11 protein-coding genes and 1 riboswitch are annotated in these 14283 nt (G+C 69.0%); of the genes, 6 read left to right on the forward strand and 5 right to left on the reverse strand.

Going from position 1 to position 14283, the window contains the following annotated elements:
• The first annotated feature begins 12 nt into the window (after positions 1 to 12).
• Positions 13 to 1026 (forward strand): IS3 family transposase, encoded by a 1014-nt coding sequence (locus tag ACFDR9_RS04080; RefSeq protein ID WP_409030205.1) that lies wholly within the window; start codon positions 13 to 15, stop codon positions 1024 to 1026.
• A 319-nt stretch (positions 1027 to 1345) separates the two neighbouring features.
• Positions 1346 to 1564: riboswitch (cobalamin riboswitch) on the forward strand.
• A gap of 185 nt (positions 1565 to 1749) precedes the next feature.
• Positions 1750 to 3852 carry a TonB-dependent receptor gene (locus tag ACFDR9_RS04085; protein ID WP_409030157.1) on the forward strand — a complete coding sequence of 701 codons (2103 nt, stop codon included), beginning with the start codon at positions 1750 to 1752 and terminating at the stop codon, positions 3850 to 3852.
• 72 nt (positions 3853 to 3924) lie between these two features.
• Here ACFDR9_RS04085 and ACFDR9_RS04090 read toward each other — a convergent pair whose 3' ends face one another.
• Positions 3925 to 5364, reverse strand: a complete 1440-nt coding sequence (locus tag ACFDR9_RS04090; RefSeq protein ID WP_409030158.1) for a hypothetical protein — start codon at positions 5362 to 5364, stop codon at positions 3925 to 3927.
• 256 nt (positions 5365 to 5620) lie between these two features.
• On the opposite strand from ACFDR9_RS04090, the gene ACFDR9_RS04095 reads away from it, so the two are divergent.
• The 4 genes from ACFDR9_RS04095 to ACFDR9_RS04110 all read left to right on the forward strand — a co-directional run bounded on the left by ACFDR9_RS04095 (position 5621) and on the right by ACFDR9_RS04110 (position 9120).
• Positions 5621 to 6415 carry a MipA/OmpV family protein gene (locus ACFDR9_RS04095; RefSeq protein WP_409030159.1) on the forward strand — a complete coding sequence of 265 codons (795 nt, stop codon included), beginning with the start codon at positions 5621 to 5623 and terminating at the stop codon, positions 6413 to 6415.
• Positions 6416 to 6677: 262 nt separating this feature from the next.
• Positions 6678 to 6956 carry a YkgJ family cysteine cluster protein gene (locus ACFDR9_RS04100; RefSeq protein WP_409030160.1) on the forward strand — a complete coding sequence of 93 codons (279 nt, stop codon included), beginning with the start codon at positions 6678 to 6680 and terminating at the stop codon, positions 6954 to 6956.
• Positions 6957 to 7153: 197 nt separating this feature from the next.
• Positions 7154 to 7933: a DeoR/GlpR family DNA-binding transcription regulator gene (locus ACFDR9_RS04105; protein WP_409030161.1), complete on the forward strand. Its 780-nt coding sequence runs from the start codon at positions 7154 to 7156 to the stop codon at positions 7931 to 7933.
• Between the two features lie 41 nt (positions 7934 to 7974).
• Positions 7975 to 9120, forward strand: coding sequence for an MFS transporter (locus ACFDR9_RS04110; RefSeq protein ID WP_409030162.1), 1146 nt, complete (start codon positions 7975 to 7977; stop codon positions 9118 to 9120).
• A gap of 74 nt (positions 9121 to 9194) precedes the next feature.
• On the opposite strand, the gene ACFDR9_RS04115 is transcribed toward ACFDR9_RS04110, so the two are convergent.
• The 4 genes from ACFDR9_RS04115 to ACFDR9_RS04130 form a co-directional block, all read right to left on the reverse strand.
• Positions 9195 to 11426, reverse strand: coding sequence for an ATPase, T2SS/T4P/T4SS family (locus tag ACFDR9_RS04115; RefSeq protein ID WP_017879443.1), 2232 nt, complete (start codon positions 11424 to 11426; stop codon positions 9195 to 9197).
• Positions 11423 to 12682 (reverse strand): sensor histidine kinase, encoded by a 1260-nt coding sequence (locus ACFDR9_RS04120; protein ID WP_409030163.1) that lies wholly within the window; start codon positions 12680 to 12682, stop codon positions 11423 to 11425. The genes ACFDR9_RS04115 and ACFDR9_RS04120 overlap by 4 nt, the downstream gene beginning before the upstream one ends.
• The gene (locus ACFDR9_RS04125) at positions 12679 to 13329 is read right to left on the reverse strand and encodes an ATP/GTP-binding protein (protein ID WP_017879445.1); all 651 of its coding nucleotides are present in this window, start codon (positions 13327 to 13329) and stop codon (positions 12679 to 12681) included. The genes ACFDR9_RS04120 and ACFDR9_RS04125 overlap by 4 nt, the downstream gene beginning before the upstream one ends.
• A gap of 180 nt (positions 13330 to 13509) precedes the next feature.
• Positions 13510 to 14253, reverse strand: coding sequence for a carbonic anhydrase (locus tag ACFDR9_RS04130; protein ID WP_409030164.1), 744 nt, complete (start codon positions 14251 to 14253; stop codon positions 13510 to 13512).
• Between the last annotated feature and the right edge of the window lie 30 nt (positions 14254 to 14283).

The following is a 14283-nucleotide window of genomic DNA, read 5'->3' on the forward strand; positions in this document are numbered from 1 at the left end:
GAGCGAGCCGAAGTGATCAGCGCCGCCAAGAGCCTCGTTGAACAGGTCGGCGTGGCCGCCGCCTGCCGCGCCCTGCGCCTGCCACGCAGCGCCCTGTATCGCGACCGAGCCGCTTGCCACGTCTGTCCATTGCCGGCCACCGCAGCACCGGCCCGGCGACCGCCGCTGGCGCTGTCGGAGCTGGAGCGCCGCGTGGTGCTCGACGTGCTCAACAGCCCACGCTTCGCCAATTGCGCTCCGGCGGCCATTCACGCCCAGTTACTCGACGAGGGACGTTACGTGGCCTCGGTGCGCACCATGTACCGCCTGTTGCAAGGCTGTGCCGCGGTGCGCGAGCGCCGCGACCAACTACGCCATCCCGAGTACGCCAAACCGGAACTGCTGGCCGTGGTGCCCAATCAAGTCTGGAGTTGGGACATCACGAAGTTGAAGGGTCCGGTCAGGGGCACCTGCTTCCACCTGTATGTCATTCTCGACATCTTCAGCCGCTACGTCGTCGGCTGGATGGTGGCCGAGCAGGAAACCGCCGAGCTGGCCGAGCAGCTCATTGCCGACAGCGCCGCCAAGGAATGCATCGCACCGGGAACGCTAACCTTGCATGCCGACCGGGGCAGCAGCATGCGCTCCAAGGCGGTGGCCACGCTGCTGTGCGACCTGGGCATCGCCAAGTCGCACAGCAGGCCTTACGTCTCCGACGACAACCCGTACTCGGAGGCGCAATTCAAAACCATGAAGTACCAGCCCGGCTTTCCGCCACGCTTTGGCTCGCTGGCCGACGCGCGCGCGCACTGTGTCCAGTTCTTCTCTTGGTACAACCGACAGCACCGCCATTCCGGCATCGGCATGATGACGCCTGAGAGCGTTCACACCGGCCGCGCCGCCGAAGTGCGCAAGCAACGACAAACCACTCTGGCAATCGCTTTCCAGCGCACGCCGAACCGCTTCAAACACCGCATGCCACAGCCGCAAAAATTGCCGACGTCGGCTTGGATCAACCCGCCACCAATGGAGAAAAAAGCTGCCTGAAATACGAGATTTAGACTCTCGCCGATTCAACCAGGTGTTTCAAAGTCATTGACACGCTCCGTACCCAGGGCTAGATTCGCTAGATTAGTGCGCAGCTGCTTAGACACCTTGTTGTCCTCGAACTGAATGTAGAGTCATCGTGCGGCTTTGCTTGCAAGTAGCGCGGTTTCCGTAGGTCGGGTTAGCGAACCACCGACGACTGCCACGGAAGTGCTTTCTCAACTAGTTTGACACATGCCTCGCCTTGGAACTCAGCGCGAGGAATTCCAGCGCCAGCGTCAGAAATATTGTGACAACTACACTTTTCTCCATGTAAAATGCGCCCCAATACGTGAATGGTGCCCTCCCGCTTGTCGGTTGGAGGGTGAAACGGGAAGCCGGTGACGCGCGAGATTTCCATCTCGCGCCAGTCCGGCGCAGCCCCCGCTGCTGTATGCCTGACGACTTTGATCGAACGCCACTGTGCATCGCACGGGAAGGCAGGACCAGGGAAGGATGACGGCAAGCCAGAAGACCGGCCAGTCACGATGCATGCGCAAAACCCGGGGTGTGGTTTTGCCTGTTATTTGTTCGTCTTTTTTTTCGTTTTGCCAACGCAATCGCACGCCGCAGCCGTGCGCGCGTCCGTTCGCCCTGCGCGCGCGGCGCGCGCCGGCGCGGCCGCGTGCGCCGTCGCGAACTCACCCCCGGGATTTCCCGGCAATTCACCACGTAGACGCCTCCATGACCCATTCCAGCCCAGCTTGTTCCACGCCCATCCGCCCCATCGCCACCGCCATCGCACTGCTGTGCGTGTCCGGCGCCTGGGCCCAGCAGACCGCGGTGATGCCGACCGTGACCGTACAAGGGGCTCTCGCGCATGAGGGAATGGGATTGCAACGCCAGAACGCCACGGCCAGCCGGCTGAGCCTGACGGCGCAGGAGCTGCCCGCCAGCGTCGAGTCGCTCAGCGCCGATACCATGCAGTCGCGCGGCGACCTGCAAGTCAAGGACGCCGTCACCCGCACCACGGGTCTGACCGATATCAGCTCGCCCGGCAACGGCGTAGCCTACTCGGCGCGCGGCTTCAGCGGCAACGGCGCCATCGCCCAGCTGGAAAACGGCCAGCGCCCGCAGGTGGCCTCGGGCACGGCGACCTATCCGTCCGATCCCTGGGGTTATGAATACATCGAAGTGCTGCGCGGCCCGAGTTCGGTTGTCTACGGCAGCGGCACCACCGGCGCCACCATCAACGCCGTGCGCAAGGCGCCGACGCGCGCCGCCTCGCTGGAGGCGATGGCCGGCATCGGTGGCGGCCGGGCGCTGCGAGGCGGCGTCGGCGCCACCGGCGCGCTGGGGGAGAACGGCGCGTTCCGCCTCGACGCCTACGCCGACCGCGGCGACGGCATGCTCGACCGGGGCCAGGCGCGCCACGGCAAAGTGCTCACCAGCCTGAGCTACGCCCTGACGCCCGAGCTGGACCTCGACATGCAGCTCGACCATCTCGAACAGAAACCGCAGCGCTACTTCGGCACGCCGCTGGTGAATGGCGGCATCGCGGGCGCGCTGCGCGGCCAAAACTACAACGTGGGCGACGCCGACATCGACTTCGTCGACGACAAGGCGGTGGCCCGTCTGACTTGGCGCGTGGCGCCGACGCTGACCATTAGCAACGAACTGGCCTATATGACAGCGCGCCGCAACTGGCGCAACGCCGAAAACTATGTTTACCACGCGGCGGCGGACGTGGTCGAGCGCAGCGACTACATCGCCATCCAGCACGACCAGGAACAGACCGGCAACCGCCTCGAGGCGCGCTGGGACGGCGGCGCCAACCGCGTCGCGGCCGGCTGGGAGGCCGCCACGGTCAATTTCACCCACACCAACAACTCGCCGTACGGCGGCGCGTCGAGCGTGGCGCCGACCGGTTTCAAACCGGGCCTGTTCGACAGCCCCGATCCCTTGCGTCCGAACTTCAGCACGCACACAGTCACCAACGCGCTGTATGTCGAGGACGCCTATAAACTCGGCGAACGGCTGCTGCTGCTGGCGGGCCTGCGCCACGACCGCTACAAGGTCGAGCGCGTCAGCCTGCTGGGGGCGGCCGGCTTCACGTCGACGCTTCAGTCGACCGCGGCGCGGCTCGGCCTGACCTGGAAGCCGGCGGCCGATACGTCGCTGTACGGCCAGTTCAGTAGCGGCAGCGATCCGGTCACCAGCCTGCTGTCGCTGAACCTGTCCAACAGCCGCTACCAGCTGACCCGGTCGCGCCAGGTGGAAGGCGGCGTCAAGCAGTCGTTGGCCAACGGCAAGGCGGAATGGACCGCCGCGCTGTACCGCATACGCAAGGATGACATCGTCACGCGCGACCCGGCAAATCCGGCGCTGTCGATCCAGGGCGGCGCGCAATCGTCGCAGGGGGTTGAGATCGGCGCCAGCGTGGCCCTGGCGCCGGCATGGCTTCTGGAAGCGAACGCCGCCTACACCGACGCCAGCTTCGACCAGCTGATCGAAGCTGGCAACGTGTCGCGCGCCGGCAACCGTCCCGCCGACGTGCCGAAGACCTCGGCCAACCTCTGGCTCAGCTACCGCGCCAACGGCTGGCGCGCCGGCACCGGCGCGCGCTACGTCGGCGAACGTTTCATCGACAATGGTAATACGCAGTCGCTTCCGGCCTATACCACGCTGGACGCCACGCTGGGCTGGAACGTCAACCGTAATGTGCAGGTGCAACTGAACCTGCGCAACCTGACCGACAAGCTGTACGCCAGCACCTCGTACAGCGCCAGCCAATACCTGCTGGGCGACCGGCGCCACGCCGAATTGACCGTGCAGTGGCGTTACTAAAGGACAAGATGATGGCAACCGCTTCCGGCTGTGCCGGAAACGCCTGTCGAGCGGAGCGCCGACAGCGCAGGCTTACTGCTGCGGCGGCAGCGCGGCGCTCTGCGACATGCCCATCTTCAGCGGCTCGCCGCGCTGGCCGCCGACGGCCCGGCTAAATTCCTCGGCAAACGTCGGCGCCACCCGCCACGTCTGGCCACCGGCGCTGCGCTCAAACGTAAAGTCGGCCTGCAAGACGGTGGAGGAGCCGACGCCGATGGCGGCGAGCAGCGGGTCGTTGCGCTCGAACATTAGGCGGCAGGCGTACTGGGTGCCCGGCTTGAGCACCCGGCAGGCGCCCAGCGGCTCGAGTTCGGCGATTTCGCGCAGGCGCTCGCGGGCGCTACGCGACACCGCCGAGGCGCGCCGCATCTGTTCCAGCATCAGCGCGTGGCGCGCGCTGGTGGCGTCGTGCCGCAGCGTGTCGACGCCGGCGCGGAAGGCGCGCTCCAGCTGGTCGCGCCCGACCGGCTCGGCTTTGTTGCCGAAGCCGCCGTCCGGGTCGATCCGGCCGAAGCGCGCCGCCACCAGGGCCGGCTCGGCGCCGGTGATGTCGAACTGCGCGCTGTCGTCGGCCGCCGGCCCGATCGTGTAGGCGTACGGCGTGCGAATGCCGTGGTCGTCGAGCTTGGCCGCGCAGCCGCGCAGCCGCGGGCCGCTGGCGTAACCGACCTCCCTCACCTCGCCCAACGACGGCGCGCCGGCCGGCGCCTCGACCAGGCGCGCGTCCTGGCGCGCCGAGACGTGCGCCAGGAATAACATGTTTCTGACCGTGTTGACGGTCAGCGCGGCGTCGCACGCGGGCACGGCAACCGGCATCAACAGGTACCAGAGCGGGCCGCCCAACACCAGCGCCACGCCGCCCAGCCACAGCCAGGGCGAGCCGGGCAGGACCTGGCGCCAGAACGCCGCCAGCAGCGCGCGGCGCGCCTGGCGCAACGTAACGCGTGCCTGTTCGACGATCTTCGACCTGGCGCGGGCGGCGCCCGAGCGTTCGGCGCGCACGCGGGCGCGCAACTGGTCGAACTGGGCGCGTTCGAGCAAGCCGCTCATGACCATCCAGGCCAGCGCCGCCGCCGGCGAGCCGAACGCCCGTTCCGACGGCGCCCGCCGCGTCGCGGCGCTGCGCTCGGCAACGCTGATCAAGCCCTCGGCGCACAGTGTCGCGATGGCCTGCCGGTTGGCCTCGCGGCGCAGCGCCAGCAAGGTCTTCATGGTCTGCTCCAACACCGCCTTGCGTTCCTCAAACGCTTCGCCCTGGCGCCTGGCAAGCAGGCGCTCGGCCGCCTTTTCGGCCAGCGCCCGCTCCGACAAGATGCCCACCGATACCAGCCACACCAGATGACGGACCAGGTCATCATCGAAGGCGACCTCGTCGTAGCGCGGATGCGCCAATGCCAAACCGCGTTGCGCGTCGGTCATCAAACCGAGCGAATTCAAGCCGGCAAAAGGGTGGTCTTGCGTGTCTGTGGTCATGGATTGCAGTCGTAAAGATAGTGCACCGGTCGACATAATATAAGAAAGACCATAATTCGTTGGTTCTTCAGACAAAATTTTCTCTCCATGTGCGCAACCGCACAGACGAAGGCGACGCTGGATGCTCTCGCCGCCTACCCATGAACCAGTTCGGCGCCATGGCGTCCAACTGTGTCAGGCAAGGCGCCGGCGCTTGCCCTACCTTTACCGGATCGGGTTGCCCATGACGCCACTACGCCATCTGTCGGGGATTGCCATGCTGCTGCTGGCAGGCGCCGCCGGCGCCAATGCGGCCGACGCCGGCGCGCCGCCCTTGTGGGAAGTGGGGCTGCTGGGCGGCGCCCTGTCGACGCCGGCCTATCCCGGTTCGAACCGACGCGCCGGCCGCGCGCTGATGGCGCCGTTCCTTATTTACCGCGGCCCGGTGCTGCGCGCCGACCGCTCCGGCGTCGACGCCCGCCTGCTGCGCGCCGGCAACACCGAACTCGACATCGGCTTCGCGCTGTCGCTGCCGGCGCCGTCGGCCGGCATCCCGGCGCGGCGCGGCATGCCGGACCTGGACTGGCTGCTGGAATTCGGGCCGCGCCTGAAAGTCGAACTGGCCCGCGTCGACGCCGACAGCGGCCTGCGGCTGGAACTGCCGCTGCGCGCCGTGTTCGCGCCGCGCGGCCCGCGCCGCCAGGGCTTGTCGCTGGAAGCCCGGCTGGTCTATGAAACCGGCCGGGCCGGCGTGTGGGGGCTGGACGGCAACCTGGGCGTCATGGCCGCCGATCGCCAGTTGCACGCCTATTTTTACCAGGTGGATCCGGCGTACGCGACGCCGCAGCGCCCGGCCTACCAAGCGGACGCCGGCCTGCTGCTGGCGCGCGCCGGCGTCAGCGGCTGGCGCCGGCTGGATGCGGACTGGCGCGTGTTCGGCCTGCTTCGCTACGACAACTACGCCGGCGCCGCCAACCGCGCCAGCCCGCTTTTCCGGCAACACAGCGGCTGGTCGGCCGGCGTCGGCTTTACCTGGACGGCGCGGCGCTCCGCCGCCCGCGCCGCGCCGTGAGCCGGCGCGCGGGTAACGCTGGAATCGAGCAAAGACGACGAGCCGGGGTCACGCCCTTGCTTTCCATTACTTAGCGGCAACCCAAGCGAGCCAACGGTCGCCTTCGGCGCCGGCGCATACAGCCGCGACAACCGCAAAGCAGGCGGCTGACGCAGGCGTGTATACTTGGCGGCTGGCCGGCTTCCGATGTGGAAGCGGCGCCGCTTCAGGAATTGCCAATGCGCCACAAAGAAAACCCTGCGGCCGTCGCCCAAGGGGCTGCATGAATTGCCGTGACAACTGCGGCGCGTGCTGCACCGCCCCTTCCATTACCAGTCCGATTCCTGGCATGCCCAACGGCAAGGCCGCAGGGGCGCGATGTATCCAGCTGGGCGACGACAACCGCTGCCGCATTTTCGGCAAGCCGGAACGGCCCGCGTTTTGCGCCGGACTGCAGCCGTCGGACGAGATGTGCGGCACCAGCCGCGAACACGCGATGCAGTGGCTGGATGCGCTGGAGCGCGCCACCGCGCCGACGCCGGACGCGTCAATTCGACCCTAGCCCGTCGCTCAACGCGGCCGGAAGCTGCGCAGCACCGGTTCGCAGGGTCAGACCGCCAGGGTTTCACCGCGGCTGTTTGCCTCTGCTTGATTTTTAGCAGTGCCGGGCCGCGGACCATGATGTTTTTGCGGGAATCGGTTGACTGTTTCTGCACGTTTGCGTATATTTGTACGCATTTCTGCACGATTACCCCACCTATGCCCACGCCGAATCTGCTGCTGAAAGAACGCCACGCCCTGATTCAACAACGCTTGCTGGCCGAGGGACGGGTGCTGGCGCTGGACCTGGCGACGCAATTGAATGTCTCGGAAGATACGATCCGGCGCGATCTGCGCGACCTGGCCGCCGCCGGGTTGTGCACCCGCGTCTACGGCGGCGCGCTGCCGCTGGCGCCGGCCGCCGGCGGCACGCTGAGCGAGCGCCGCGCCGAGGCGCCCGACCGCAAGTGGCGCTTGGCCCAGGCCGCCGTGACGCTGGTGCGCGCCAACAGCGTGCTGTTTTTCGACGCCGGCTCGACCAATATGGCGATCGCCGAGGCGCTGCCGGACCTGCCGCTGACCGTGGCGACGAACGCGCCGGGCATCGCGGTGGCCCTGCTCGACCGGCCCAACATCGAAGTCATCCTGATCGGCGGCCGGCTCGACCGCAGCGCCGGCGCCAGCCTGGGCGTCAAGGCGCTGCGCGACGCCGAGCAGATCCGCGCCGACCTGTGCTTCCTGGGCGCCTGCGGCGTCGACGCCGACGCCGGCATCACCGCCTTCAGCTACGAGGACGCCGAATTCAAGCGCGCCGTCGCCGGCATGAGCAAGGCGGTGCTGGTGGCCGCCACCAGCGCCAAGCTCGGCACCGCCGCGCCGTTCACGGTGCTGCCGGCCTCCCACCTGGGCCACCTGGTCGTCGAACACGACGCCGACCCGGCCCGGCTCGGCGCCTTCGCCCAGCTGGGCGTGCACATCCTGCGCGCCGATGCCGCCTGAACCGCCTCCGCCACCATTTCGCCACCCCACCAAGACACACTATGAACAGCATCGGCCCCCCGCAACGACGCGCGACCCGCCTGGTCTTCTTCACCGCCGGCCTGGCGATGGCCGCCTGGGCCCCGCTGGTGCCCTACGCCAAGGTGCGCCTCGGCCTGAGCGAGGGCGCGCTCGGCCTGCTACTGCTGTGCCTGGGCGCCGGCTCGCTGCTGGCGATGCCGCTGACCGGCGCGCTGGCGGCCCGCTTCGGCTGCCGCCGCGTGATCCTGGCCTCCGGCGCGCTGTTGTGCCTGGCGCTGCCCGGCCTGGCCCTGGCCGCCACCCCGCTGCAATTGGCCCTGGTGTTACTGCTGTTCGGCGCGGCCATCGGCACCTTCGACGTTTGCATCAATATCCAGGCGGTGATCATTGAAAAGGCCAGCGGCGGCGCGTTGATGTCGGGCTTCCACGCGCTGTTCAGCGTCGGCGGCTTCGCCGGCGCCGGCTGCGTGGCGCTGCTGCTGTGGCTGGGCGTGGCGCCCGGCTGGGCCTGCGTGGCGATCGTCGCGCTGCTGGTGGCGTTGTTGCTGGCGGCCGGCCCGCAATTGCTGCGCGGCGCCGAGCAGGAAGCGCGCGACGGGCCGCTGTTCGTCATGCCGCACGGCTCGGTGATCGTACTCGGCCTGCTGTGCTTTATCGTCTTCCTGGCCGAGGGTTCCATCCTCGACTGGAGCGCGCTGCTGCTGACCGGCAGCCGCGGCGTCGACGCCGCCCGCGGCGGCCTCGCTTACGCCGCCTTCGCCATCGCCATGACGGCCGGGCGCTTCAGCGGCGACTACATCGTGCGCCGCTTCGGCGGCCGCCGCGTGCTGCTGCTGGGCGGGCTGTGCGCGGCCGCAGGGTTTTTCCTGACGGTGCTGGCGCCGTCGGTCAACGGCAGCCTGCTCGGCTTCGTGCTGATCGGGCTAGGCGCCGCGAATATCGTGCCGATCCTGTTTACCGCCGCCGGCAACCAGCGCGCCATGCCGGCCAGCCTGGCCGTGTCGGCCATCACCACGCTGGGCTACGCCGGCATCCTGGCCGGGCCGGCGCTGATCGGCTTCGTCGCCCACGCCACCAGTCTGAACGTCGCGTTTGCCGGACTCGGCTGCGCGCTGCTGCTGGTGGCGGCCAGCGCGCGCATCGGCGCCCCGGCCAAGGCCCGTTAGCGGGCCGGCGATAGCGCACATCAAGCCACGGCAAAGAGCCGCGCCCAGACCCCGAGCGTCCGCCCCGGACGGCGCTAGCCCGGGCCGAGCACGCGCAGCACTTCCTCCAGCGTCGTGACGCCGCTTTGCACCTTGTTGAAGGCGTCGTCGCGCAGCGTCGAGAAGCCCTGGCCGGCAGCGTAGTCGGCCATTTCGGTGACCGGCGCGACGGTGGCGATCAGGTGGCGCAGGTGGTTGTCCGGCACCAGCAATTCGTACAGGCCGAGCCGGCCCTTGTAGCCGCTGCCGTGGCAGGCGGCGCAGCCGGCGCCCTTGTAGGCCTTGGTGATGCCGCTGGCGAAGCGCCCGCCCAGCAAGGTCAGCAGGTGCCCGTCCGGCTCGACCTCGGCGCGGCAGCCTTCGCAGCTGCGCCGCACCAAGCGCTGCGCGATCACCGCCTCCAGCGCGGTGGCGATAACGAAGGGTTTGAGCCCCAGGTCGAACAGCCGCGATATCGACGCCAGCGCCGAGTTGGTGTGCAGCGTGGAAAACACCTGGTGGCCGGTCAGCGCCGCGTGGAAGGCCACCTCGGCGGTCTCGAAGTCGCGGATTTCGCCGATCAGCAGCACGTCCGGGTCTTGCCGCAATATGGCGCGCAGGATCAACGGGAAGGTCATGCCGATCTTCTCGCGCACCAACACCTGGCCGGCCGTGTCGAGGTAGTACTCGACCGGGTCTTCGATGGTCAGATAGTTCTTTTCCGGCGTGGCGTTGCTTTGCAGCAGGCTGTACAAGGTGGTGGTCTTGCCGCTGCCGGTCGGTCCGGTGGCCAGGATGATGCCCTGCGGCTTGGCGCAGGCGTGGTTGATGCCGGCCAGGTCGGCCGGGCCGAAGCCGAGCCCGTCGAGCCGCACCACGGCGGCGTTGCGGTCGAGGATGCGCATGACGATTTTTTCGCCGTTGATGGTCGGCAGCGTCGACACGCGCAGGTCGACCACGCGCTTGGGCGTCTTCACGGCCAGGCGGCCGTCCTGCGGCCGGCGCCGCTCGGAGATGTCGAGCTCGGCCATAACCTTGATGCGCGAGACGATGGACTGGTGCATATTGTGCGGAATCTGGATCTTGTCGCTGAGCACGCCGTCGATGCGCAGGCGCACCATCACGTTCTTGGCGCGCGGCTGGATGTGGACGTCGGAGGCGCCCAGGCGGATCGCCTCGACCAGGATCGAGTTCACCAGGCGGATCGCCGGCGGCTCGTCGGTGCCCTGCAACAATTCCTCCAGGCTTTGCTCGTCGTCGTCCTCGATCAGGATCTCGATGCCCTCGTACGGGTCGGCCGAGCCGAACTCGGCGGCCACGTCGGACAGCTCGGCGCCGCACTCGTAGACCTCGGCGACCTTGCGCTGGATCGCCGTCATCGAGGCCAGCACCGGCGCGATCTCCAGCCCGGTGACGAAGCGCAAATCGTCGAGCAGGCCGACGTCGAGCGGGTCGGCCATCGCCAGCGTCAGGCGGCGGCTGTCGATGGCCAGCGGCACCACGTGCTGGCGCTGGCACAGCGCGCTCGGCACCAGCGCGGCGACGCCGGCGTCGACGCTGTACTCGTCGAGCGTGACTTGCTGGATCAGCAATTGCTTGCCGATCACGTCGTGCATCGCCTTTTCCGTCAGCCAGCCGCGCTCGACGATAAGCTTGATCATCGGCGCCTTGCGCTGCTGCTGGATGCGCATCAATTCCTGCACCTGGGCGTTGTTGAGCATGCCGCGCTTGTTCAGCATCACCGCCAACTGGCTGCGGTTGGACACGCCGAACTTGGCCAGCTGCTCGATCTCGTGGCTCTTGGCCTGGTTGTCGCGCTTCAGGCTCTTGTTTTTCTGGATCAGCTGGTGCTGCTCCAGCGCCAGCGCGACGGTGACGCGCAGGTCGTCGTCGTCCCACGGCTTGAGGATGAACTTGTAGACCGCGCCGCTCTTCATCGCGCCGACCACCGCGTTGACGTCGGCGTGGCCGGTGAGCATGATGCGGATCATGTCCGGGTGCAGCGCGCGGGCCTGCTTGAGCAGCTCGCCGCCGGTCATGCCGGGCATCATGTAGTCGCTGATCAAGAGGTGGAAGGACTCGGCGGCCAGGCGCGCCAGCGCCTCCTTCGGCTCGTTGCACAGCACCACGTCGTAGTTTTCCTGGCGGAACACGCGGCGCAGCGCCGCCAGCACGCTCGGCTCGTCGTCGACCAGCAGGATGCGGTGGCGCGCCGGCGCCGCTTCGTCCGCCGACGCCGGCCGCGGCGCCGGCGCGCCGGTAAACAGGTGGGCGTAGCCGCCGCTCACGGCGCCCCGGCCAGGCCGGCCAGCGGCAGCGGCAGCGGCAGCGCCACCGTGACGCGGGCGCCGGCGCCGGCGCCGCCGCTGTCGAGGGCGATGCTGCCGCCGTGCGCGCTGGCGATGTCGCGCGCCACCGCCAGGCCCAGCCCCATGCCGCCGCCGACGTCGCGCGTGGTGAAGAAGGGGTCGAACACGCGCGCGGCGACGGCCGCCGCCACGCCGCAGCCGTCGTCCTCGACCGACAGCTGGATGGCGCCGCCGGCGACCTGGGCGCACACGCGGATCAGGCCGCCGTCGCCGCCCAGCGCCTGGCGCGCGTTGTCCAGCAGCGCCAGCAGCATCTGCTGGATGCGCACGGGGTCGCAGACCAGCGCCGGCAGCGGCGCCAGGTCCAGCTGCAGGCGCGCGTTGGCCGGCAGTTGCTCGGCCACCAGCGCGGCCACCGCGCGCACCGCCGCGGCGACGTCGGCCGGCGCGGCCACGGCGCAGTCGACGCTGGCGTAGGCCTTGAGCTTGTGAACGATGTCGGCGACGCGGTCGGCGCCGGCCGCCGATTCGGCCAGCAGCCCGGGAAAGTCTTGCAGCAGGGCGTCGATGTCGTGCCGCTGCCAGGCCAGTTGCGCCGCCGCCGCGTCGCCGCCGCGGTAGGCCAGCAACGCCTCGGCCAGGTTGTCGACGTACAGCGCGGCGCTGCTCAGGTTGCTACGAATGAAGCCGATCGGGTTGTTGATCTCGTGCGCCATGCCGGCCGCCAGCGTGCCGACCGAGGCCATTTTTTCGGTGTGGAAGAACTGCCGCTGGGCGTGCTCGATGGCGCGCGCCTGGGCCGCCACGCGCTGCTCGAGCTGGGCCGCCAGGGCGCGGTAGCGCGCCTCCGACTGCTGCAGCGCGGCGTGCTGGACGTGCAGCGCCTGGTAGTCGGCGTGCACCGACTCCAGGTGCAGCTCCGAGGCCATGCGGTAGCGCTCGGCGCCGGCCAGCGCCAGCTCGACCCAGCCGGCGGCGCCGGCCAGTTGCGCGGCGTCGACGCCGGCGGCGCGCAGCCGGCCCAGCGTGTCGATACCCAGCCGCAGCGGCGCCTCCAGCGGCGCGGCGGCGGCGCCGTCCAAGCCCGGCCCCAGCAGCGGCGCGCCGTCCACGTCGAGCAGGTCCCAGTGCGGCCCCAGGCTGCGCCCCAGCGCGGCCGGCAGTTGGCCGCGCGGCAGCGCGCGCAGCAGCTCGTCGAGCGTGGCGTCGCGGTCGAAGCGGTCGGGCGCGCTCACGCCGGCGCCCCCAGCGCCGCGCCGAAGGCGGCGCGGCTCAGGCCGTGCGCGGCGCCCAGCGCGTATTGGCGGTCCAGGCTGTCGTACAGGCCGTCGAGCAGCGCGGCGAAGGTCGCCAGCACGCCGCCGCCCTGCAGCGCGCTGGCGAACAGCAGCGGCCACGGCGCCTGCGACCAGCGCGCCCGGATCTCGTCCTCGCCGAGGATATCGGCCAGGTCGCGCTTGTTGAACTGCACCACCAGCGGCAGCGCGCCGACGTCGAAGCCGAGGATGGCCAGGTTGGCCATCAAGTTCTCGAACGAGCTGCCGTTGTTGCTGGCCTGGTGGCGCTGCGAGTCGGCGACGAAGACCACGCCGTCGGCGCGCGACAGCACCGCCTTGCGGGTGCCGTCGTGCGCGACCTGGCCGGGAACGGTAAACAGTTTGAATTTGATCAGCAGGCCGGACGGCGCGGTAAAACCCAGCGGCAGCAGGTCGAAGAACAGGGTGCGGTCGCCCTCGGTTTCGAGCGTCATCATGTCGCCCTTGAGTTCGGCCGCCAGCAGGTCGTGCAGGCGCGTCAGGTTGGTGGTCTTGCCCGACAAGGCCGGGCCGTAATAGACCAGTTTGACGGTCAGGCGTTGCCGCTGTTGGTCCAGTTCAGCCATGATGGGTATCGGATACCTCGCGCGCGGTCGGGGCCGGGCTCGGCCCCCGGATACCCCACTCTACTTGATTGCGCCGCGCTTGCGTGACATATTTCCTAGCGCGCGCACGCCGCCGGGGTGGCACGACAGCGCGATGGCGTTGCGCAACCACGCCCCCGCTCGCGTCGCATCCGGCGAGCGCTATTCGCTCACTTCCAGCGTGCGCCCGTTCAAGGCCTGGATCGGACGCGCGTTCATCGGATACAGCTTCTGGAACGCCTTCAACTGCGCCAGCGACAGGCCGACCGGTTGTTTCAGCACCTGCCAGTGCACGCCCTCGCTGCACGGCGGCGTGGTCAAGGAGCCAATATAGGCGTAATAGCCGCGCTGCTCCGGCAGCACCGCCGCCGGGTCGAAGGAGGCCAGTTCGCGGCTGTCCCTTTCCTTGGCCGGCAGGCCGCCGAACACGTCCTTCAGCGCCGCGTTGGCCGCGCCCTTTTCAAACAGCACCGCCACCACCGCCAGCTTGCCGTCCTCGTTCTTGTGGACGAAGTGGGCCACCAGCGGGAAGCCGATGCCGTTGATCTTCTCCTCGCTCGGCGTGTGGAAGTGGAATTGCAGCAGTTTGTATTCGCCGTCCGGCAGCGTGATCGAGCCGCCGGCGGCCAGGTTGACCTGCACCGTGTGGCCGGTGTTGACGACGGTGGCGGCGCCGGCGGTGTAATTGAAGGCGATCGGCTGCAGGCTGGCCTTGGTGGCGCTGCGGATGTCGATCGGCGACTGCTCCTTGCCCAGCTTGCAACCGGAGAATCCCTCGTCGAGCTCGCTCCAATGGGTCGGGCCGCCGTGTCCGGTGTACGCCCAATGCGGGTGTTTGTCGGCGGCCTGCGCGGCGCAGCAGGCGGCGGCCAGGGCCAGCGCCAGCAGGGTTGCGTTGAATCTCATCGGTACTTCCTTTCAGCGTGTGTTGGCCGG

It is taken from the genome of Janthinobacterium sp. CG_23.3, assembly GCF_046115965.1.
Classification (GTDB): Bacteria; Pseudomonadota; Gammaproteobacteria; order Burkholderiales; family Burkholderiaceae_D; genus Janthinobacterium.